At 68.7% G+C, this 19,607-nt stretch carries 19 protein-coding genes and 3 pseudogenes; 12 read left to right on the forward strand and 10 right to left on the reverse strand.

What is annotated here, in order from left to right; all coding sequences use genetic code 11:
- Positions 1-190 precede the first annotated feature (190 nt).
- Positions 191-673, forward strand: a complete 483-nt coding sequence (locus OOK07_RS18915; protein WP_266681838.1) for a hypothetical protein — start codon at positions 191-193, stop codon at positions 671-673.
- A gap of 126 nt (positions 674-799) precedes the next feature.
- On the opposite strand, the gene OOK07_RS18920 is transcribed toward OOK07_RS18915, so the two are convergent.
- Together OOK07_RS18920 and OOK07_RS18925 are read right to left on the reverse strand one after the other, a co-directional pair.
- The gene (locus OOK07_RS18920; protein ID WP_266797587.1) at positions 800-2,311 is read right to left on the reverse strand and encodes a cellulase family glycosylhydrolase; all 1,512 of its coding nucleotides are present in this window, start codon (positions 2,309-2,311) and stop codon (positions 800-802) included.
- A 164-nt stretch (positions 2,312-2,475) separates the two neighbouring features.
- Positions 2,476-3,483 carry a YjiK family protein gene (locus OOK07_RS18925; RefSeq protein WP_266681841.1) on the reverse strand — a complete coding sequence of 336 codons (1,008 nt, stop codon included), beginning with the start codon at positions 3,481-3,483 and terminating at the stop codon, positions 2,476-2,478.
- Positions 3,484-3,601: 118 nt separating this feature from the next.
- Here OOK07_RS18925 and OOK07_RS18930 point away from each other — a divergent pair, with 118 nt between their 5' ends.
- Positions 3,602-4,276 carry a GDSL-type esterase/lipase family protein gene (locus OOK07_RS18930; protein WP_266797588.1) on the forward strand — a complete coding sequence of 225 codons (675 nt, stop codon included), beginning with the start codon at positions 3,602-3,604 and terminating at the stop codon, positions 4,274-4,276.
- Here OOK07_RS18930 and OOK07_RS18935 read toward each other — a convergent pair.
- Positions 4,264-4,461: pseudogene (locus tag OOK07_RS18935) on the reverse strand (aminoglycoside adenylyltransferase domain-containing protein); the annotation flags it as partial. The gene OOK07_RS18930 and the pseudogene OOK07_RS18935 overlap by 13 nt on opposite strands.
- Positions 4,462-4,545: 84 nt before the next feature.
- On the opposite strand from OOK07_RS18935, the gene OOK07_RS18940 reads away from it, so the two are divergent.
- The 5 genes and pseudogenes from OOK07_RS18940 (at position 4,546) to OOK07_RS18960 (ending at position 7,671) form a co-directional block, all read left to right on the forward strand.
- Positions 4,546-5,136, forward strand: coding sequence for a Uma2 family endonuclease (locus OOK07_RS18940; protein ID WP_266797590.1), 591 nt, complete (start codon positions 4,546-4,548; stop codon positions 5,134-5,136).
- Positions 5,137-5,369: 233 nt separating this feature from the next.
- Positions 5,370-6,023: a maltokinase N-terminal cap-like domain-containing protein gene (locus OOK07_RS18945; protein ID WP_266681844.1), complete on the forward strand. Its 654-nt coding sequence runs from the start codon at positions 5,370-5,372 to the stop codon at positions 6,021-6,023.
- A gap of 38 nt (positions 6,024-6,061) precedes the next feature.
- Positions 6,062-6,151: pseudogene (locus OOK07_RS43700) on the forward strand (VapC toxin family PIN domain ribonuclease); the annotation flags it as partial.
- A 483-nt stretch (positions 6,152-6,634) separates the two neighbouring features.
- Positions 6,635-7,444, forward strand: coding sequence for a helix-turn-helix domain-containing protein (locus OOK07_RS18955; protein ID WP_266681846.1), 810 nt, complete (start codon positions 6,635-6,637; stop codon positions 7,442-7,444).
- Positions 7,441-7,671, forward strand: coding sequence for a DUF397 domain-containing protein (locus OOK07_RS18960; RefSeq protein ID WP_266797594.1), 231 nt, complete (start codon positions 7,441-7,443; stop codon positions 7,669-7,671). Before OOK07_RS18955 ends, OOK07_RS18960 begins: the two co-directional genes overlap by 4 nt.
- Here the strand turns inward: OOK07_RS18960 and OOK07_RS43705 are convergent.
- Positions 7,668-8,003 (reverse strand): annotated as a pseudogene (locus OOK07_RS43705) (nuclear transport factor 2 family protein); the annotation flags it as partial. The gene OOK07_RS18960 and the pseudogene OOK07_RS43705 sit on opposite strands and share 4 nt — an antisense overlap.
- A 329-nt stretch (positions 8,004-8,332) precedes the next feature.
- Between OOK07_RS43705 and OOK07_RS18970 the strand changes: the two are divergent.
- Positions 8,333-9,325 (forward strand): aldo/keto reductase, encoded by a 993-nt coding sequence (locus tag OOK07_RS18970; RefSeq protein WP_266797595.1) that lies wholly within the window; start codon positions 8,333-8,335, stop codon positions 9,323-9,325.
- A 208-nt stretch (positions 9,326-9,533) separates the two neighbouring features.
- Here the strand turns inward: OOK07_RS18970 and thpR are convergent, their stop codons facing one another.
- Complete coding sequence (gene thpR, locus OOK07_RS18975; protein WP_266797597.1) at positions 9,534-10,106, reverse strand: RNA 2',3'-cyclic phosphodiesterase; 573 nt, start codon at positions 10,104-10,106, stop codon at positions 9,534-9,536.
- Between the two features lie 26 nt (positions 10,107-10,132).
- On the opposite strand from thpR, the gene OOK07_RS18980 reads away from it, so the two are divergent.
- Positions 10,133-10,651 carry a GNAT family N-acetyltransferase gene (locus OOK07_RS18980; protein ID WP_266797599.1) on the forward strand — a complete coding sequence of 173 codons (519 nt, stop codon included), beginning with the start codon at positions 10,133-10,135 and terminating at the stop codon, positions 10,649-10,651.
- Positions 10,652-10,679: 28 nt separating this feature from the next.
- On the opposite strand, the gene OOK07_RS18985 is transcribed toward OOK07_RS18980, so the two are convergent.
- Both OOK07_RS18985 and OOK07_RS18990 read right to left on the reverse strand, forming a co-directional pair.
- Entirely contained in the window at positions 10,680-12,026 is a 1,347-nt protein-coding gene (locus OOK07_RS18985; RefSeq protein ID WP_405671687.1) for an MFS transporter, read from the reverse strand.
- Between the two features lie 24 nt (positions 12,027-12,050).
- The gene (locus OOK07_RS18990; protein WP_266583590.1) at positions 12,051-12,488 is read right to left on the reverse strand and encodes a MarR family winged helix-turn-helix transcriptional regulator; all 438 of its coding nucleotides are present in this window, start codon (positions 12,486-12,488) and stop codon (positions 12,051-12,053) included.
- A 181-nt stretch (positions 12,489-12,669) separates the two neighbouring features.
- Here OOK07_RS18990 and OOK07_RS18995 point away from each other — a divergent pair, with 181 nt between their 5' ends.
- Entirely contained in the window at positions 12,670-12,852 is a 183-nt protein-coding gene (locus tag OOK07_RS18995; protein ID WP_323178094.1) for a ribbon-helix-helix protein, CopG family, read from the forward strand.
- Between the two features lie 75 nt (positions 12,853-12,927).
- On the opposite strand, the gene OOK07_RS19000 is transcribed toward OOK07_RS18995, so the two are convergent.
- Complete coding sequence (locus OOK07_RS19000) at positions 12,928-14,379, reverse strand: NCS2 family permease (protein WP_266797601.1); 1,452 nt, start codon at positions 14,377-14,379, stop codon at positions 12,928-12,930.
- 112 nt (positions 14,380-14,491) lie between these two features.
- On the opposite strand from OOK07_RS19000, the gene OOK07_RS19005 reads away from it, so the two are divergent.
- Both OOK07_RS19005 and OOK07_RS19010 read left to right on the forward strand, forming a co-directional pair.
- Positions 14,492-14,770 carry a DUF2530 domain-containing protein gene (locus tag OOK07_RS19005; protein ID WP_266681854.1) on the forward strand — a complete coding sequence of 93 codons (279 nt, stop codon included), beginning with the start codon at positions 14,492-14,494 and terminating at the stop codon, positions 14,768-14,770.
- A 110-nt stretch (positions 14,771-14,880) separates the two neighbouring features.
- On the forward strand, positions 14,881-17,271 hold the full coding sequence (locus OOK07_RS19010) for an HAD-IC family P-type ATPase (protein WP_266797603.1): 2,391 nt from the start codon (positions 14,881-14,883) through the stop codon (positions 17,269-17,271).
- A 386-nt stretch (positions 17,272-17,657) separates the two neighbouring features.
- On the opposite strand, the gene OOK07_RS19015 is transcribed toward OOK07_RS19010, so the two are convergent.
- Positions 17,658-18,578 (reverse strand): hypothetical protein, encoded by a 921-nt coding sequence (locus OOK07_RS19015; protein ID WP_266681858.1) that lies wholly within the window; start codon positions 18,576-18,578, stop codon positions 17,658-17,660.
- A 55-nt stretch (positions 18,579-18,633) separates the two neighbouring features.
- On the reverse strand, positions 18,634-19,413 hold the full coding sequence (locus tag OOK07_RS19020) for a DUF5707 domain-containing protein (RefSeq protein WP_266797605.1): 780 nt from the start codon (positions 19,411-19,413) through the stop codon (positions 18,634-18,636).
- Between the last annotated feature and the right edge of the window lie 194 nt (positions 19,414-19,607).

Raw genomic sequence — 19,607 nt, forward strand, 5'->3', positions numbered from 1 at the left:
ACGCCGGGCTACTCACCGAACCGCGCCCGGCCGGAACTGCCGTGCCCGTCGGCCCGGTGCGCCCCCGGAACCGGGCGCGCGCCGGCCACGTGATCGAAAGCGGTGGCTCCCTGGTCAAACCTGTTGGTTCCGCAGCTTGTTGCAAGGTCGTGTCGGTGACGGGGGTCGCTTCGGTGGGTACGGTCGCGGCATGAACAGACCGATACCGGGCACCGTGCAGGTCGCGGTGCGCCACATCCTCAGCGACAGGACGACCGGCGTCTTCACCCGGACCCGCCGGATCACCTGGCGGGACAGCCGCTACCAGGTGCGCCGGCCGACGTCCGGCAAGCACACCGTGGAGCTGACCTGCCCGGAGTGCGACGCCTCCCTGCTGGCCGAGGTCCGCGACGAGGCCCGTACCCGCAGGACCGCAACCGTCCTGCTGGTCCTGGCCGCCCTGAGCGGGATCGTCTTCTTCCTGGCGTTCGGTTACGCCATCCACGAGGGCGGCAAGACGCTGCCCGAGGGCCAGTCGCTGCCGGTCCTGTTCCCCGTCAGCGTCGTCTCGATCTTCGTCACGTTCGTCGCCGCGCCCGTGCTCCTCCTCCGGAGCCGCCGCTACAACGGCGTCAGCATGCTCGACGCCCCCAAACCACGCCGGATCCACGGCATCATGCCGGTCCGCGGCTGAGCGTCGGACACGCGGCTGAGCGTCTGGCAGGCGGCTGAGCGTCTGGCAGGCGCCTGACCATCTGATACGAGCCTGAGCATCCGATACGTCGACGAGGGCGCCCGGCGAGCACCGGGCGCCCGCTGCTCACGCCGCCGTGCACGTCAGGGTCGGCACACCTCCGCCCCCGGGCGCGCCCCCGAACCCGAAGCTCGCCGAACCCCCCACCGGCACACTCCCGTTGTGAGCGGCGTTCACCGCGGTGACGGTCGAACCGCTCTGTGTGTACGAGGCGTTCCACATGCTGGTCACCTGCTGGGATCCCCTCCAGGTCCAGGTCACCTTCCAGGAACCGATCGCGCCGCTCCCGGTGTTGGTCACCTTCACCTCGGCGTTGAATCCGCTCCCCCAGTCGCTGCTGACGGAGTACGCGGCACTGCAGGCGGCCGTGCTCCCACCGCCTCCGCCGCCGCCCCCGTCTCCCGTTCCGCCACTGGGAAAGAGCGGAGCCTTGATGCCCGCGAGGTATCCGTCCTTCACCGTGTCCACGGTCTGCCAGTCGTCCTTCAGGATCCCGCCCGTGTCACCGGAGTTGGGGTTCCAGGACCAGAAGGTCCACTGGAAGGAGTCGGCGCCGTACGTCGACGTCGGCCGCAGGTAACTCGCCAGCGCCGTAAGCCACTTCTGGTCCGTCGTAGAGGCGAGCGTCGTACCGAACTCGCCCACCCACACGGGCGCGATGTTCTGCTTGAAGATGTAGCCCCAGTACTTGTCCCAGACGCCCGGCATGTTGCCCGGGAACGCCGGATCGCTGAACCAGGGCTGCTGGGCGACGCTGGTCGCGTAGTCGTGGGCGGAGTACACGACCCGGTTCGGGAGATCCAGTTGCACCGGATACCGGGCCACCCCCATCAGGTTGCCGCCCCACCACCCCGACACCCCGTCGTACGTCTGCACACCCTCGACGAAGATCAGCAGGTCGGGGTTGGCGGAGAGCACCGCGTTGCCGGCGCGCTGGGCCGCGAGCCGCCAGTCGGTCGCCGTGTCCCCGCAGCCCCAACAGGCAGGATCGTGGGGCTCGTTGTGCAGGTCGATGCCGATGACCGTGTCCTGGCCCCGGTAACGGGCCGCCAGTGCCTTGAGGTTGGTGATCCACGTCGACTCGGGGACGGCGGCGGTGTACCAGAGCGCCGACTGGCCGCCCGAGTCGGGACGGTGCCGGTCGAGGATGACCTTGAGGCCGTCCTTGCCCGCGTACGCCACGAGCTTGTCCATGACCTGCAGGGAGTTCAGCCCCTGCAGGTCCGCGTTCTTGCCGCTGCTGAAGTCGATGCTGTTGGGGACGGCCGTGGACTTGAAGATGTCGTCGCTGTAGGGGAGCCGGATCGTGTTGTAGCCCAGCGACCTCATCTGGTCGATCATGCTCTTGTAGTCGCGGGACCACAGGCCGTGGACGACGTGGTTGGCGGTCTCGAACCCGAACCAGTTGATCCCGGCGATCCGGACCGGCTGCCCGGCGGCGTCGAGGATCTGACGGCCGCTCGTGTGCCAGTAACCGGCGCCCGGGGTCTCGGCCGCGTGGCTCGTCTGCGCACCGGCCAGCGGTAACAGGAGCACCGCGGCAACGGCGCACAGCGCTCTTCGCAGGCTGCGGAACATGTCGCTGCTTCCTCTCGGGAGATCGGGAGGCGCGGGCCCGGAACAGGTGGGAGCGCTCCCACAACCCGGCACCCCCCATGGAAGCCGCGCCACATGGACACGTCAAGACAAAAGGCGATGGACGTCGAGGCTGAGCTTCCGGACCGTGCGCCAGCCACAGGGCCCTAGTTACGGCGCAGCAGCCGCCGGAAGCCGAACACCACCGCCGCCGCGACCGCCACGGCGAGGGCGCCGACCTTGAGAGTGCCGCCCGCGCCGCCTCCCCCGCCGTCCGAAGCGCTCGAAGCCCCTGAACTGCCGCTCCCCGACGGCGACTTGGAGCCGCCGCCCGGTGGGTCCTCCGCCTGCACAGGGCTGTCGCTGCCCTCGCTGCCGTACATGAGCTTCGCACCGTCGGCGGAGTAGCTGACGGACTCGCCCTGACCCTGCAGGGGTACGTCCAGCCGGCCCTTGCGCTTGATCTTCCCGCCGTTCCAGTCGTAGTAGATCCCGCCGAAGTAGCCGCGGACGGCGAGCTGTTCGCCGTTCGGGGAGATGGCGGCGTCGGTGGCCCAGAGGTCGACGGCGGCGACGGGCCGGAAGATGTTCGTTCCCGATGCGGAGAGCTTGGCCGGGCCCTCGTAGAGATGCCCGCCGTCCTCGTTCTTGTCGATGATGTACGGGCGCCCGGTCTTCGGATCGACGACGAGCGACTCGGCGTTCCGGGCCCCGTCCGAGTACTTCACGATGTACTGCGTGGCCCGGACCGTCTGGTCCACGAGCTTCTTCGGCTCGGGCAGCTGATAGATCCAGACGTACGGCCACTTGCCGCCGAGGTTGTCGCCGATGTCGCCGACGTAGATCTGGTGGTCGGGGCCGATGGAGATCGCCTCGACGTCACGCGGCGCGCCGATGCCGCTGAGGGTGATCCGGGCGACCGTCCTGCCGGTCGCGCTGTCCACGGCGTAGATGTACGGCCCGTCGTCGCTGTCGTTGTGGGTCCAGTAGATGCCGGGGTGGAGGTGGGAGGCGGCGAGTCCGCTGGACTCGGTGATGCGCGGGTCCTTGATCGTGAACCCCTGGTCACCCTTGCCGTCACCGTCGGAGGCGGAGGCGGGCGCGGCGGTGGACACTGGCAGGGCGAAGGCGCCCACGAGCAGGACCCCGGCAAGGACAGCGAACGGTCGGCGCATGACCCCAAGCCTGCCATCCCCGCCCGCCGTTCGACGGCGAGGCGCAGGGAGGGGCGCGTGGCAGGCCTCACATCACACCCGTCCCTTTGATCCCTCGCCGATCGTCCATCATGAGCGGATGCTCAGGTTCATGCCGGTCGGCGACTCCATGACGATCGGAAGCGCGGGAGAACACACCTGGCGTTACCGGATGTGGCGGCATCTGCGCGACACGTACAGCGGCCCGTTCGCCCTCGTCGGCCCGCGCGAGACGCTGCACGACAAGGCGACGGACGCCCCCACGTCGTACGAGTACGCCGATCCCGACTTCCCGCGCGCCCACCTGGCCGGCTGGGGCGAAGGCTGGCAGCACATGGTCCCGCTGATCGGCGAGGCGGTGCGCTCCTCGGGCGCGGACGTCCTCCTGGTCTCGCTGGGCCTGATCGACCTGGGCTTCTACACGAACGCGGAACAGACGACGGAGAACGTGCACCGGTTCGTCGAGGAGGCGCGGGCGGCCCGGGCCGGCGTACGCATGGTCATGCTGCCGGTGATCCCGAACGTCCGCGCCGCCGACGACGCCACCTTCGGGGCGCAGGTCACCCTCTTCAACGAGCTGCTGGGCAAGGCGGTCGCCGACCTGGACGAGCCCCGCTCGCCGCTCCTCCTGGCGTCGCCCCCGCAGTCGTACGACATCAACCTCGACACGTACGACGGCACACACCCGAACGCGAGCGGCGAGCACAAGATCGCGGCGGCTTTCGCGGACGCGATGCACCAGGCGTGGGACGTGGGCGGGCCCTACGAGGCCTGAGCCTCCTCGATGGCCCGGACGAGGAAGCCGGCACAGAGGCGGACCCCGGGCAGCAGATCGTCCCAGTGCTCCCGCTCCTCCCCGAGGTAGACGTCACGCGCGCGTGCCATCAGGGGCCGGTGCTCGGCGGGCAGCCGTTCGAGCGCCCAGTCGGCGGCGGCGTCCTTGGAACGGATGTCGCCCGTGGCGAGAGGGTGACCTGGTCACCGTGCGTATCGTTGTAGGGCGCGGCTGCACCTGTTCGTGGGCAGCCGGGGAGGAGCGCCACGATGACCGCCCTGGAAGGGAGGATCGGCATGGCCGACGCCGACGCCAACACCGAGCGCCTGGACGAGTGGTTCAAGCGCCTTGAGCGGATGCCCGTCCCCGAAGGATTCAGGGTCGAGATCGTCGAGGGCAACGTTCATATGACGCCGCAGCGGGACACTCACTGGAGCATCATCTTCCGCATCGCGGGGGCAGTCGCGGCGAAGTTCGGGATGGACAAATTGTTCTCGGACGTCCGGATCGACTTCCCGGGCCACGAGAACGGCTTCTGCCCGGACGTCGCCCTGCTCAAGGACTCGGCGAAGAAGGACGGCATGGGCCACTGGCGGTACCAGGACGTCGAGTTCGTGGCCGAGGTCATCTCGAAGGGAACGGCAGCCAACGACTACGGCCCGAAGAAACTCGCCTACGCCGAGGCAGAGGTCCCCCTCTACATCATCGCCGATCCCTATCAGGGCCGCTGCTACGTCTACACCGACCCCAAGGACGGCGACTACGAGAGCCGGACTCCAGTGGACTTCGGCACCGACATCGACCTGACCGGCACCGTCGTCGACCTCGTCCTCAAGACCGACACCTTCCCCCGCGACTGACACCGCCCCCTCAGAACCCCACGTCGGCCGCCCGATACGTCGGCGGTCGCCGTACCCTGCTCACCCGCTCGTACGCGTACGCCAGCCGCAGCAGCGTCGGTTCGCTCCATGCCGTGCCCCGTAACTCGCCCCGACTGCCCCCCTGTTCCGCACGGGCTGCCCCCCAGCACGGCACCGGGGGGCAGCCCGAAATCGCCCGGCGCCAACACGAGGCGGCTGACAGAATCCGTCACATGGCACTCATTCACCACACCACGCTCAAGCCGACCAAGCTGGAACTGCTCAGCACCTGGCTGCCCACCCGCCCCTGGTACCAGGGTGGCGCGGGCGCACCGGAGTTGACCAAGGCAGGCGGCTTCCGACTGGACGACCCGGAGGGCGAGGTCGGCATCGAGTTCATGGTCGCCGGCGACACCTCGGGCGCCGTCCCGGCCGCCTACCTGGTGCCGCTCACCTACCGCGCGGCCCCGCTCGACGGCGCGGAACACGCCCTCGTCGGCACCATGGAGCACGGCGTGCTCGGACAGCGCTGGGCCTACGACGGCTGCCACGACCCGGTGCTGCTCGCGCAGCTCCTTGCCCTGATCGAGGGCCGGGCCCAGGCGCAGGCCCAGAGCCTCACCGACACCCCCGACCACGAGGTCACCCACTCCTACACCGGTGACTCCCCCGCCCTCGAAAGCCCCCTCTCCACGGCCACGGACACCGCCGACGCCACCGAACTCCGCACGGCGGACGGCAAGTTGCTCCGCCTGCACCGCGTCCTTCACCCCGCACCGCTCCCGCCGGAGGGAGTGCTCGGCCATGTCGCCGGAGCGTGGCAGGCGGCGGACGACAGCCGCGTCCGGGCCGTGTTCGTCAGCCTGCACGCCACCTCTCGCAGCTGAAGACCGCCGCCCCACACTGCCGCGTGATATCAACCGTCGTCCTGCACTACGACGGCGACTTCGACATGATCGCTTCGGTCACCGGGCAGCCCATGGCTTGGGTGGCACCAGCGGGCACGGCCGACTGACTCGCCCCGCCACCTCCGCCAACAACTCCCCCGCCACGAACAGCACCCGTTCCGACGGCACCGACCACCACCCCAACGGCCACGTCTGCCCGCTCAGCGCCGGTACGCCCACGTACGCCTGCGTGCCGTCACCGCGCGTCAACGCCCGTACGCCTGGCGGCCATCGGAAACCGGATGCGGTTTGCGGAGGCAACAGGAAGTACAGGTACCGCTCGCCGGTGAACTCCCGGACGATCGGCCCGGCGTCGAAGTCCGTGCACGACACCAGGTCGGTGGCGACACGTTCACCCAGCTCACCCTTGATGCGGATGGCGTCGAAGTGGATGCCGGCGTGCCGCAGGGCGTGACCGGAGGCGGGGATCCAGGTCGGGATCCAGGGGGAGGAGATTCTCTCGTTCATGCCGCAAATGCAACAGGGCGCTCACATACTGTGACCAGGCGTACGTAACGTCCGTGTGCGGCTGTGCACTTGGGGAGGCGGTTGTGCACTTCGGTGATCGAGGGTCAGAGTCGTTCGGTGCAATGTTGCGGTTCTACCGCGAGCGGACCGGGATGACCCAGGAGGGCCTCGGCAAACACGTCGGCTACTCCAAGTCGCAGGTAGCAATGGTGGAGCGGGGGGAGCGGTCACCCAAGGGCCAGCTGGTAGAGGTCGCGGACGAGGCGCTCGGTGCACAAGGTGCACTGATGCTGCTGGCCAGGAAGGAGTTCGGGAAGAGCGGGCTACGTCCCTGGACCGAGGACTACTTGGCGGAGGAGCGAAAGGCCGCTGCTCTGCACGTGTACCAGACCAACTTGATCCCCGGTTCGCTTCAGACCGAGGGGTACGCGCGGGCTGTCTTCACGTCCAACCGCTGCCCGACCTTGGACGACGAGGAGATCGAACGGCGGGTGCATGCCCGGCTGAAGCGCCAAGAGCTCTTCACCCGCAGGCCCACACCGACCCTCAGCTACGTACTCGAAGAGAGCGTCCTCACCCGGCCGTTGGGCGGCAGAGCCACACTCAAGGAGCAGTTGCACCACGTTCTCGCGATCGGCGAACTCCGTCACGTCGAAGTCCAGGTCATGGCCCACGGACGGGAGCACCATGCCGGGCTCGCCGGCCGCATGAGCCTTCTGGAGAACGCTGATCGACAGCAACTCGCCTACGTCGAAGGCCACCGAGGCGGGTACTTCGTAAGCGAACAGCCCGACGTGGGAGACCTGTTCGGCAAATATGGCATTCTGCGAGCACAGGCCCTCACCCCCGAGGAATCCGCGACGCTGATCGAGAAGGTGGCACGGGAGCTATGAGCGCTGGCCTCAACTGGTTCAAGAGCAGCTACAGCGACGGCGAGGGCGAATGCGTCGAGGTCGCTCTGAGCTGGACCAAGTCGAGCTACAGCAGCGGCCAGGGCGGCGAGTGCCTGGAAATGGCCCCCACCCCCACCACCATCCACATCCGCGACTCAAAGACCCCCGCAACCCAAGCCCTCCACCTGACCCCCGCCACCTGGTCGGCGTTCCTGAAGTCGCTCTAGAACATCCCGTTGCCGTTCGCGGAGCTCTCCGGTACGTCCTGCAGCACATTCCAGTGCTCCACGATCTTCCCGCCCCGCACCCTGAACAGATCGACCACGGCCTGACCCCGCTCCCCCGGCGCGTTCAGGTAGTGACTGTGCACCGCCACCAGATCGCCTTCGGCGATGACCCGCTTCGGCGTGACCGTCAGCTGCGGGAACTGCTTGAAGTACGCGCCGAGCCCTGACCTCGCGCCCTCCACACCGTCCGCGATGTTCGGGTTGTGCTGGTGGTACTCGGACCCCCAGTACCGGTCGAGCGCCGACGGATCCTTCTTCACCAGCAGTTGATCGACAAGGACGTCGGCGGCGACCGCCTTCTGGTAATCGAGGCGGGCGGAGGCGTCGTAGCCGGAACCCGCATGTGCACCGAAACCGGCGTGCGTACCGGAACCGGCGACCGGCGCGGACGCCACGGCAGGCACGGCGGCGGCGCCCAGCAGCACGGCTGAGACGGCACAGGCGACAAGGGTCCTGCGGGCAGACGTGGTGGGGGGCATGTGACTCACCGGTGATGGATATTGAAGCTCAAGCTTGCACTTCCCACAGGAAAGCACTAACCATTGGTTAGCGTCAGATCTCTCTTGCGTAGAGCGCACTCCAAGCCGTTGGCTAGGGAGTCATGGAGTACACGCAGCTCGGACGCACGGGACTCAAGGTCAGCCGGCTGGTCCTCGGCACCATGAACTTCGGACCGCAGACGAACGAGGCGGACAGCCACGCGATCATGGACGCGGCGCTGGACGCGGGCATTAACTACTTCGACACGGCCAACGTGTACGGCTGGGGCGAGAACAAGGGCCGTACCGAGGAAATCGTCGGCACCTGGTTCGCCAAGAGCGCGGCTCACCGCGACAAGGTCGTCCTCGCCACCAAGGTCTACGGCAACATGGCCGCCGACGGCGACGCCTGGCCCAACCACGACAAGCTTTCCGCGCTGAACATCCGGCGCGCGGTAGACGCCAGCCTCAAGCGGCTGCAGACCGACTACATCGACGTCTACCAGTTCCACCACATCGACCGCTCGACTCCCTTCGAGGAGATCTGGCAGGCGATCGACGTGCTGGTCCAGCAGGGCAAGATCCTCTACGCCGGGTCCTCCAACTTCCCCGGCTACAAGATCGCCCAGGCCAACGAGATCGCAGCGAGGCGCAACGGCACCATCGGGCTCGTCAGCGAGCAGTGCCTCTACAACCTCGCCGAGCGCCGCGCCGAGATGGAGGTCATTCCGGCCGCGCAGGAGTACGGGCTCGGGGTCATCCCCTGGTCGCCGCTGCACGGCGGGCTGCTGGGCGGCGTCATCAAGAAGGAGGTCGAGGGCGGGCGCAGGGCGAGCGGCCGGGCCGCCGACACCCTCGCCGACCCTGCCGAGCGCGCGCGTATCCAGGCCTACGAGGACCTGCTGGAGAAGCACGGCGTGGAGCCCGGCGAGGCCGCCCTGGCCTGGCTGCTCACGCGGCCCGGCGTGACCGGCCCGATCGTCGGCCCGCGCACCGCCGAGCAGCTGGCTTCGGCGCTGCGCGCGGTGGCGCTGGAGCTCAGCGAGGAACTGCTGTCCGGCCTCGACGAGATCTTCCCGGGCCCGGGCCCCTCTCCGGAGGCCTTCGCCTGGTAGCGCCCGTCAGAGGCAGGGGCGTGGGGCGGGGCCGACGTACGGCTCCGCCCCGCGGGCGCTGCCGGCCGCACTCGGCGCGCAGCCGGAGAACGGCCGCGGTTCCGTCCGTCGCTACCTGACGGCCGCCGCGACGATGACCACCACGAGCAGGAGAAAGAGCGCGCCGGCCATGATCCGGTTCCGGGTTTTCGGGTCCACGTGGTCGAGCCTAACCGGCCCCGCCGAGCGCCCACCGGGCGACCGCCTCATAGCGGGGCTGTTCCCCGGGCACTGAGGACCTTGGCAGATCGCTGCGAACCAGTGCCAGCTCGCTCACCGTCCAGGTACGGCTCGTGAACCCGTCCAGGACCTCCAGGTACGGCCGTACCTCCACCGCGTCCCTGCTGCGGGCCACCGTCAGATGGGGCTTGTACCGCCGGTGCTCCGCCATCGGCACGCCCGCCTTCCGGGCCGCCGCCTCCGCCCGGTCGGCGAGCAGCCGCAGTGTCCGCACCTCGCCCTCGGCGCCGGCCCACAGCGCCCGCCCGTGCCCGAACTGTCCGCCGCCCCGCACCGCCAGCGCGAAGGGATCGGTACGCCGGGCCGCCCTCTCCAGCCGGGCCGACAGGTCCGGTACGACGTCGTCGTCGACCTCTCCGTAGAACGCGAGCGTGAAGTGCCATCCCGGCCGCCCGGTCCAGCGCAGCGTCTCCGCGCCGGGCAGCTTCCTCAACTCGGCCACCTTCGCGGCGAGTTCGGCGGCGACGTCGTCCGGGGGAAGCACGGCGGCGAAGAGTCTCATGCACACAACCCTGCCACCATGGGCGCATGGAGATCAGCATCAGAGAAGGCGGACCCGACGACGTCCCGGCGATACTCGGCATGCTCGACAGCTGTGTGGAGTGGCTGATGGCCGAGGGCCGCACCGGCCAGTGGGGGACCGAGCCCCTGTCCGAGCACCGGAAGACGGTGGACTCGGTCGTGGGGTACATGGAGGAGGGCACGACCTACATCGCCGAGGCGGACGGCGTGCCGGCGGCCACCCTCACCGTGACCGGCGCACCCGGCGCCTACCTGTCCCACCTGCCGCCGCCCGGTGAACCCGAGCGCTACATCCACTGGCTGGCCTCCGACCGCCGGTTCAAGGGCCACGGCGTGGGCAGCGCCCTGCTGGCGCACGCCGCCGAGGAGACCAGGCGTGCCGGCCTCCTCCTGCTGCGGGTCGACTGCTACGCCGGCGACGACGGCAGGCTCGTCCGCTACTACGAGGACAACGGGTTCCTGCGCACCGAGACCTACACCGCCTCGAACGAGTGGCCGGGACAGGTGCTGGCCCGGAGGCTGTAGTTCCCCGCCTCCGGGCCCGCGACCGTTCTCACGCCGCCGCGGCCAGCTCCTCCTGCCGCTCCCGCGACACGAAGCGGAGGTGCGGGTGGCCGCGGTTCCAGCCGACCGACAGACGCAGGCCGCCGACGCGGGCCAGGACGAGGCCGATGACGATCGCCGCTCCCGCTGCGATCGCACCGCCGACGGCCATGCCCGCCCGGACGCCGTACGCGTCCGTGATCCATCCGGCGATGGGCGCGCCGATCGGTGTGCCGCCCATGAACACCATCATGTACAGGGCCAGTACACGGCCGCGCATGGCCGGGTCGGTGGCCATCTGGACGCTGGTGTTGGCGGTGACGTTGACCGTCATGCCGAACATGCCGATCGGGACCATCAGCAGGCTGAACAGCCACAGGGAGGGGGCAGCCGCGGCCACCAGCTCCAGGGCGCCGAAGGCCACGGCCGCCGCGATCATCACCCGCATCCTGGCCGTGCCACGGCGGGCCGCGAGCAGTGCGCCGGCCAGCGAGCCGACGGCCATCAGCGTGTTGAAGAGGCTGTAGGAGCCGGCTCCGGCATGGAAGACGTCGTCGGCGAAGGCGGACAGGTAGACCGGGAAGTTGAAGCCGAAGGTGCCGATGAACCCGACCAGGGCGATGGTCCAGATCAGCTCGGGACGCCCGGCGACGTACTGGAGCCCCTCCCTCAGCTGGCCCTTTCCGCGCGGCGCCCGCTCGACGACGTGCAGCTCACGCGCACGCATCAGCAGCAGGCCCACCATGGGGGCGACGAAGGACAGGCCGTTGAAGAGGAAGGCGTAGCCGGTACCGACGCCGGTGATCATGAGGCCGGCGACCGCCGGGCCGATCAGGCGGGCGGACTGGAAGTTCGCCGAGTTCAGGCTGACCGCGTTCTGCAGTTGCCCGGGGCCGACCATCTCGCTGACGAAGGACTGCCGGGCCGGGTTGTCCACGACCGTGGCGAGGCCGACGGCGAAGGCGGCGAGGTAGACGTGCCAGACCTGGACGTGGCCGGAGAGTGTGAGGACGGCGAGCGCGATGCCGGCGACGCCCATCGCGGACTGCGTGAACAGCAGCGTGCGGCGCTTGGGCAGGCGGTCGACGAGGACACCGCCGTAGAGGCCGAAGAGCAGCATCGGCAGGAACTGCAGTGCCGTCGTGACACCGACGGCGGTCGCGGAGCCGGTGAGGCTGAGGACAAGCCAGTCCTGGGCGATGCGCTGCATCCAGGTGCCGATGTTGGAGACGACCTGGCCGGCGAAGAACAGCCGGTAGTTCCTGACGCCCAGGGAGCTGAACATCGAGGACCTGTGCGGGACCGGGGTAGTAGGTACTGGTGCGGGGGCGGAGTCTGCTCCGGATCCCGTACTCAAAAGGGTTCGCCTCCTCGTCGTGGCTTACAGGTGTGCGAGCTTCTCCAGTACGGGGGCGGCGGCGCGCAGTTTCGCCCACTCGTCCTCGTCCAGGCCCTCCACCAGATCGGCCAGGAACGCGTTGCGCTTGGCGCGGCTCTCCTTGAGCATCGCCTCGGCCTGCTCGGTCTTGGTGACGACCTTCTGGCGCCGGTCCTCGGGGTGCGGCTCCATCCGGACCAAGCCCTTGGCCTCCAGCAGCGCGACGATGCGGGTCATCGACGGCGGCTGCACGTGCTCCTTGCGGGCGAGTTCGCCCGGCGTGGCACTGCCGCAGTTGGACAGGGTGCCCAGCACCGACATCTCGGTGGGGCTGAGCGACTCGTCGACCCGCTGGTGCTTGAGCCGACGCGACAGCCGCATGACAGCTGATCGAAGGGAGTTCACGGCGGCAGCATCGTCGCCATGGGTGAGGTCCGACATCTCTTTAGCGTAACTCATTACCCTGGCTAAACAAGCTGGCGCGCACGCGGATTCCCGTGACCCCGGCCACTGAAACCCGGGGGTCTGGGGGCATCCCCCAGTAAACGCAGCTTCACCCGTACGAGTGAGTCAAGTGCGGAAAGTGAACATCGCTCGAAGCCCGCCAGCGACCCTCGTGTGCATGGGGACCAGCGTGCTCAGCCTGCGGATGGACGGGGAGCTGCTCGAACGGCTCCGGGACCATGCCTCGAAAAGGGGAATGAGCGTCCAGGACTATGTGGTCCGGACGCTCATTCGAGACGACTTCGACGAGCGCTTCCAAGCGGCCGTCGACGAGACGGAGAAGTTCTACGGCGTCACGTGAGCCCGCCCGGACACCATGAGGCTGGGCATCACGGGCCTGGCATCACGGGCCTGGGCATCACGTCAGACCCGGGCATCACGTCAGGCCCAGGGCCGGCATCAGGTAGTAGAAGGTGAAGACCGCCGAGACGACGTACATCGGGACCGGGATCTCCCTGCCCCGCCCGGCGGCCAGACGCAGCACGACGAAGGTGATGAAGCCCATGCCGATGCCGTTGGTGATCGAGTAGGTGAACGGCATCATCACCATCGTCACGAAGGCCGGCACGGCGATCGTGTAGTCGGCCCAGTCGATCTCCTTGACCGAGCCGGCCAGGATCAGGAAGCCCACCGCGAGCAGGGCAGGGGTGGCCGCCTGGGACGGGACCATCGTGGCGACCGGAGTGAGGAACAGGGCCACGGCGAAGAGGGCACCGGTGACCACGTTCGCGAAGCCGGTGCGCGCGCCCTCGCCGACGCCGGCCGTGGACTCCACGAAACAGGTGGTGGCCGAGGAGGAGCTGGCGCCGCCCGCGGCGACCGCGATGCCGTCGACGAACAGGACCTTGTTGATGCCGGGCATCTGCCCCTGGGCGTCGGTCAGCCTGGCCTCGTCGCTGACACCCATGATCGTGCCCATCGCGTCGAAGAAGCACGACAGCAGCACCGTGAAGACGAAGAGGATGCCGGTCAGCGCGCCGACATGGGAGAAGCCACCGAACAGGCTGACCTTCCCGATCAGGCCGAAGTCCGGGCTGGCGACGGGGTTGCCGGGCCACTTGGGCGTCGTCAGGCCCCAGCTCGGGATCTTCGCGACGGAGTTGATGATCACCGCGAGGACCGTCATCGTGACGATCGAGATCAGGATCGCGCCGGGAACCTTGCGGACGATGAGCGCTAGGGTGAGCAGCGCGCCCAGGATGAAGACCAGGACCGGCCAGCCGTTGAGGTGTCCGTCGCCGCCGAGCTGGAGCGGGACGGTGGTCTGGGCGACGTCCGGGATACGGGAGACGAAGCCGGAGTCGACGAGCCCGATCAGCATGATGAACAGGCCGATACCGATGGAGATCGCCTTGCGCAGGCTGTAGGGCACGGCGTTCATGACGCGCTCGCGCAGTCCGGTGGCGACCAGCAGCATCACGACGAAGCCGGCCAGGACGACCATGCCCATCGCGTCGGGCCACGACATCCGGGGCGCCAGCTGGAGCGCGACGACCGAGTTCACTCCCAGACCGGCGGCCAGCGCGATCGGCACGTTGCCGACGACACCCATGAGGAGCGTGGTGAACGCCGCCGTCACCGCCGTCGCCGTGACCAGCTGGCCGTTGTCCAGATGGTGCCCGTACATGTCCTTCGCGCTGCCCAGGATGATCGGGTTCAGCACGATGATGTAGGCCATCGCGAAGAAGGTGGCGAAGCCGCCGCGGATCTCGCGCGGCAGGCTGCTGCCGCGCTCGGAGATCTTGAAGTAGCGGTCGAGCGCGCCGGACGCGGGCGCGTCCCCCGGCTGTTCGGGGGCGGGGACCTTGGCGGGGGCCGAGGTGGACATTGGATGTTCCTACGAGCAGAAGCGGACAGATGGAAACCGTTTCAGTATGAACATATGAGTCCACCGGCGCTATCTCCGCGCGTAGACCCGATCGCCTCGTAAGCTGTCCCTCATGGCGAAGTGGACACCCCAGCACGAGGCACCGGAACCCCTTGAGGGCCCCGTCGTCGCCACCATCACCGGCGGCACGATCCTCTGGTTCGTCCTCTTCCTGGTGCAGCTCCCCTTCTACGGCTGGTTCGACGACCACGGGCGCCTGTGGTGGCTGTGGACCTGCCTGGCCGGAGGCGTGCTCGGGCTGTACGGCATCTGGTTCGTCAGGAAGCGGGACGCTGCGATCAGGAGGGCGGCGGCACCGGGGGCGGAGTCGGAGTTGGGGTCGGCCGAGTAGGCCGTACTGCCACCGGCCGTACTACCACCGCACGAGTTCGCTCCTCCCCAGGTCGGATCTTCCGGTCACTCGGCGGGTGAAGCCGCAAATCCGCACGTACCGTCGAATGCATGACGCACATCGACGCCGGCGCCGAGCTCGACCCTGTGCACCCCGTTCCCCTCCCGACGCCGGCGCCGGGCCTGACGGCGGCCGACGTCGCCGAGCGGGTGGCGCGCGGGCAGGTCAACGACGTTCCGGTGCGCAGCAGCCGGTCGATGGGCGAGATCGTCCGGGCGAACGTCTTCACCCGGTTCAACGCGATCATCGGCGTGCTGTGGCTGATCATGCTGTTCGTGGCGCCGATCCAGGACAGCTTCTTCGGCTTCGTCATCCTCGCCAACACGGGCATCGGCATCGTCCAGGAGTGGCGGGCGAAGACGACCCTGGACTCGCTCGCCGTGATCGGGGAGGCGCGGCCGACGGTACGGCGGGACGGCACCGCGGCCGAAGTGAGAACGTCAGAGATCGTGTTGGACGACCTGATGGAGATCGGGCCCGGGGACAAGGCCGTGGTCGACGGCGTCTGCGTCGAGGCCCACGGGCTGGAGATCGACGAGTCGCTGCTCACCGGCGAGGCCGACCCGGTGGTCAAGAAGCCCGGGGACCAGATCATGTCGGGCAGCTTCGTCGTCGCCGGCGGGGGCGCCTTCAAGGCCACCAAGGTGGGCCGCGAGGCCTACGCCGCCCAGCTCGCCGAGGAGGCCTCACGCTTCACCCTCGTCCACTCCGAACTGCGTACCGGCATCTCGACCATCCTCAAGTACGTGATGTGGATGATGATCCCGACCGCGATCGGCCTGGTCATCAGCCAACTGGTCGTCAAGCGGCACGGCTTCAAGGACTCGGTCGCGCGGACCGTCGGCGGCATCGTGCCCATGGTCCCGGAGGGGCTGGTGCTCCTCACCTCGATCGCCTTCGCGATAGGTGTCATCCGGCTTGGCCGGAAACAGTGCCTCGTACAGGAACTCCCCGCCATCGAGGGCCTCGCCCGCGTCGACACCGTCTGCCTCGACAAGACCGGCACCCTCACCGAGGGCGGCATGGACGTCGCCGAGGTCAGGCCGCTGCAGGGCGCCGACGAAACGTACGTACGCAAGGTGCTGGGCGCCCTCGGCGAGTCCGACCCGCGTCCGAACGCCTCCCTCCAGGCGATCATCGACGCCTACCCGGACGTCGAGGACTGGCGCTGCACCGAGTCCCTCCCCTTTTCCTCCGCCCGCAAGTACAGCGGCGCCCGCTTCAGCGAGGGCGACGGCGAGTCCAGTACGTGGCTGCTGGGGGCGCCCGACGTGCTGCTCGGCGCCGACGACCCGGCGCTCGCGGAGACCGAGCGGCTCAACGAGCAGGGCCTGCGCGTTCTGCTGCTCGCCCGCGCGCGCCACGACCTCGACGACCCGAAGCCGGCGCGTGGCGCCCGGCCCACCGCCCTCGTCGTGCTCGAACAGCGGCTGCGGCCCGACGCCGCCGACACCCTGCGCTACTTCGCCGACCAGGACGTCCGCGCCAAGGTCATCTCCGGCGACAACGCCGTGTCCGTGGGCGCGGTGGCCGGAAAACTCGGCCTCACCGGAACGACCATCGACGCCCGCCGCCTGCCCGCCGAGCAGGACGGCATGGCGCAGGCCCTCGACGAAGGCACCGTGTTCGGACGGGTCACCCCGCAGCAGAAGCGGGACATGGTGGGCGCGCTGCAGTCCCAGGGGCACACGGTCGCCATGACCGGCGACGGCGTGAACGACGTACTGGCCCTCAAGGACGCCGACATCGGTGTCTCCATGGGCTCGGGCTCGGAGGCCACGCGGGCCGTCGCACAGATCGTGCTGCTCAACAACAGCTTCGCGACGCTGCCTTCGGTGGTCGCGGAGGGCCGGCGGGTCATCGGCAACATCACGCGAGTCGCCACTCTCTTCCTGGTCAAGACGGTCTACTCGGTGCTGCTGGCCGTCCTGGTGGTGTGCTGGCAGGTGGAATACCCGTTCCTGCCCCGCCACCTGACGCTGCTGTCCACCCTGACGATCGGCATCCCGGCCTTCTTCCTCGCCCTGGCCCCCAACAAGGAACGCGCACGGCCGCACTTCGTACGACGGGTCATGCGGTACTCGGTCCCGGGCGGGGTGGTGGCCGGGACGGCGACCTTCGTGACGTATCTGATCGCCCGTCACTACTACGTCGGTAAGGGCTCGTTGGCCGCGGAGACCAGTGCGGCGACCCTCACCCTGTTCCTGATCTCCATGTGGGTCCTGGCGATCATCGCCCGCCCCTACACCTGGTGGCGGATCGCCCTGGTGGCCTCGATGGGTGTGGCGTTCCTGTTCGTCCTGATCGTGCCGTCGCTCCAGCACTTCTTCGCGCTGAAGCTGGTCGGCGTGACGATGCCGTGGGTCGCGGTCGGCATCGCGGTGGTGGCGGCGGTCGCGCTGGAGTTGCTCTGGAAATGGGTCGACCGCGTTTTCGCTTAGCGCTTGGCTTGGCCGGGGGTGCTGAAGTGGCATTTCGGCTGCGGGGCCGCTCGGCGCTTGGCCCTGGCCGGGGGTGCTGAAGTGGCATTTCGGCTGCGGGGCCGCTCGGCGCTTGGCCCTGGCCGGGGGTGCTGAAGTGGCATTTCGGCTGCGGGGCCGCTCGGCGCTTGGCCCTGGCCGGGGGTGCTGAAGTGGCATTTCGGCTGCGGGCCGGGCCGGGCCGGGCGCGCAGTTCCCCGCGCCCCTTCGGGAACGGGTCCCGCCGCGAACCCGCTCGGCGCAGAGCCCTGGCCAGGGGAGGTGAAGTGGCATTTCGGCTGCAGACCGGGCCGGGCCGGGCGCGCAGTTCCCCGCGCCCCTTCGGGCGCGGGTCCCGCCGCGTGTTGTTACTGGACGTCGACGTAGTCACCCGCGGCGCTGACCGCCGGGGTCGTCGTGGTGCCCGCGAAGCTGTAGCGGAAGTAACCGTCGACCGTGGCCGTGGTCGTCGTCTTCAGCTCACCCGTCGAGTTCGACTTGATGGTCTTCAGCGTGGTGTAGGTGCTGGAGCTCTTCTTGCGGAACTGCAGCTTCACCGGCTGGTTGGTGTAGCCGTGGTACTTGTTGTCGTCCCAGTTGGCACGGGAGAGCTTGCCGGTGACCGTGACGGTCTTGCCCTTCTTCACCGGCTCCGGCGCGGCGTTGACCGTCAGCTTGGAGTAACGCTGCAGGTTGAAGGCGGCGGCCTTGTCCGTGACGGCGACACCGACGTTGTCCAGGTTCGGGTTCTCCTGGTCCTCGCCGTTGAAGGCGACGGCGAAGCCGGCGGCCTTCCAGGCACCCGCGTCCTCGTTCAGCAGATCCGCCGGGTCGATCTCGACCGTGGCGGTGCAGGAGGCGGCGGTCGTGGAGGAGTCGCTGCAGGTGGCGACATTGCTGTCGAACCACCAGATCTCGTCCTCGAACGTGGCACCCCGGTACAGCTCGATACCGGCGACGAAGTCGGCGGCGTGGATGTTGACGTCCTCGCCGTGCTTCAGGGTGAAGGACACCGGCACCTTCACCACGTTGGTGGTGCCGACAGGGATGCCCTTGCCGTTGTTGACCTTCACGTTCGAGAAGGAGGCGTCCAGGGCGTACGGGGTGCCCTCGGCGTCGGCGGTGCTGCTGAACGCGGCCTTGCCGGTGGAGGCGGAGTGCGCGGCCTTGTTGGCCGGGGCGACGCCCGCGGGGGCCTTCGGGCCGTCGGCGGCAAGAGCGGCCGGAGCGACGAGCGCGGAGAGGACCAGGGCGCCGGACACGGCGGCCACGGTGGCGCGAATACGCATGTACTTCCTCAAGTTGGCGGAAAGAGAAAGGGAGTGGGAGGAGGCCTCGCCGTGGTTAACGCACGTCGAGGTAGTCGCCCCCGGCGCTGACGGCCGGGGTCGTCGTGGTGCCCGCGAAGCTGTAGCGGAAGTAACCGTCGACGGTCGCCTTGGTCGTCGTCTTCAGGTTGCCCGCGGAGTCCGTGGTGACGGTCTTCAGCGTGGTGTACGTGCTGGAGCCCGCCTTACGGAACTGCAGCTTCACCGGCTGGCCCGCGTAGCCCGAGTACTTGGCGCTGTCCCAGTTGGCGCGGGTCAGCTTGCCGGTGACCGTGACGGTCTTGCCCTTCTTGACCGGCTCCGGCGCGGCGTTGGCCGTCAGCTTCGACAGGCGCTCGACCTTGAAGGTCTTGACGTTGTCCTTCTGGACGAAGTCGGCGTCCTTGCCGGAGGCGATGCCCCAGACCTTCCAGGTGCCGGCGACCGCGTTGATGGTGTTGTCACCCGGCTTGAAGTCGAACGTCGCCTTGCAGGTCGACGTGGTCGCGTTGACCGCGGAGCAGCTGGCGTAGTTGTCGCTGCTGTTGGCGACGGCGCCGCTGTCGGAGTGGTCGAAGTCCGAGCCGTGCCACAGGATGGCCATGGCCGACTTGACGCCCGAGTTGTCCTTGACGGTGAAGGTGACCGTGATCGTCTTCTTCGCGGTCGCCGAGACGACGACCGGCTTGCCGCCGTTCACCACGACGTTCGAGATCGTGGTGTCGCCGTGTACTTCGTCGGCCTGGGCGGCCGGAACGGCGAGAGCGGTAAGGGCCACGGCGCCGGTCACAACGCCGAGGGTGGCACGCATGCGCATGTGTTCCCCACGTGGAGAAAGGGGCCCCGTCGCCGTCGTTGCGTACGGGGCCCAAGTGATCAGGGAGCCTGTTGGCTCAGGTGATCAGATTCATGACGCGGGTGAATGGTTGTACGACAGGTGAAAGATTTGTGCGAGAAATTTTGAGATCTTGATCCTCCGGCGGTCAGTCGGAGGACCCTGAGGTCTGCGGC

Origin of the sequence: Streptomyces sp. NBC_00078 (assembly GCF_026343335.1) — a bacterium.
Lineage (GTDB): Bacteria > Actinomycetota > Actinomycetes > Streptomycetales > Streptomycetaceae > Streptomyces.

Bases quoted from the DNA above. Each gene is read 5' to 3' on its own strand.
- OOK07_RS18915 (WP_266681838.1), top strand. From the start codon at position 191: ATGAACAGACCGATACCGGGCACCGTGCAGGTCGCGGTGCGCCACATC.
- OOK07_RS18920 (WP_266797587.1), bottom strand. From the start codon at position 2,311: ATGTTCCGCAGCCTGCGAAGAGCGCTGTGCGCCGTTGCCGCGGTGCTC.
- OOK07_RS18925 (WP_266681841.1), bottom strand. From the start codon at position 3,483: ATGCGCCGACCGTTCGCTGTCCTTGCCGGGGTCCTGCTCGTGGGCGCC.
- OOK07_RS18930 (WP_266797588.1), top strand. From the start codon at position 3,602: ATGCTCAGGTTCATGCCGGTCGGCGACTCCATGACGATCGGAAGCGCG.
- OOK07_RS18940 (WP_266797590.1), top strand. From the start codon at position 4,546: ATGACCGCCCTGGAAGGGAGGATCGGCATGGCCGACGCCGACGCCAAC.
- OOK07_RS18945 (WP_266681844.1), top strand. From the start codon at position 5,370: ATGGCACTCATTCACCACACCACGCTCAAGCCGACCAAGCTGGAACTG.
- OOK07_RS18960 (WP_266797594.1), top strand. From the start codon at position 7,441: ATGAGCGCTGGCCTCAACTGGTTCAAGAGCAGCTACAGCGACGGCGAG.
- OOK07_RS18970 (WP_266797595.1), top strand. From the start codon at position 8,333: ATGGAGTACACGCAGCTCGGACGCACGGGACTCAAGGTCAGCCGGCTG.
- thpR (WP_266797597.1), bottom strand. From the start codon at position 10,106: ATGAGACTCTTCGCCGCCGTGCTTCCCCCGGACGACGTCGCCGCCGAA.
- OOK07_RS18980 (WP_266797599.1), top strand. From the start codon at position 10,133: ATGGAGATCAGCATCAGAGAAGGCGGACCCGACGACGTCCCGGCGATA.
- OOK07_RS18990 (WP_266583590.1), bottom strand. From the start codon at position 12,488: ATGTCGGACCTCACCCATGGCGACGATGCTGCCGCCGTGAACTCCCTT.
- OOK07_RS18995 (WP_323178094.1), top strand. From the start codon at position 12,670: ATGGGGACCAGCGTGCTCAGCCTGCGGATGGACGGGGAGCTGCTCGAA.
- OOK07_RS19000 (WP_266797601.1), bottom strand. From the start codon at position 14,379: ATGTCCACCTCGGCCCCCGCCAAGGTCCCCGCCCCCGAACAGCCGGGG.
- OOK07_RS19005 (WP_266681854.1), top strand. From the start codon at position 14,492: ATGGCGAAGTGGACACCCCAGCACGAGGCACCGGAACCCCTTGAGGGC.
- OOK07_RS19010 (WP_266797603.1), top strand. From the start codon at position 14,881: ATGACGCACATCGACGCCGGCGCCGAGCTCGACCCTGTGCACCCCGTT.
- OOK07_RS19015 (WP_266681858.1), bottom strand. From the start codon at position 18,578: ATGCGTATTCGCGCCACCGTGGCCGCCGTGTCCGGCGCCCTGGTCCTC.
- OOK07_RS19020 (WP_266797605.1), bottom strand. From the start codon at position 19,413: ATGCGCATGCGTGCCACCCTCGGCGTTGTGACCGGCGCCGTGGCCCTT.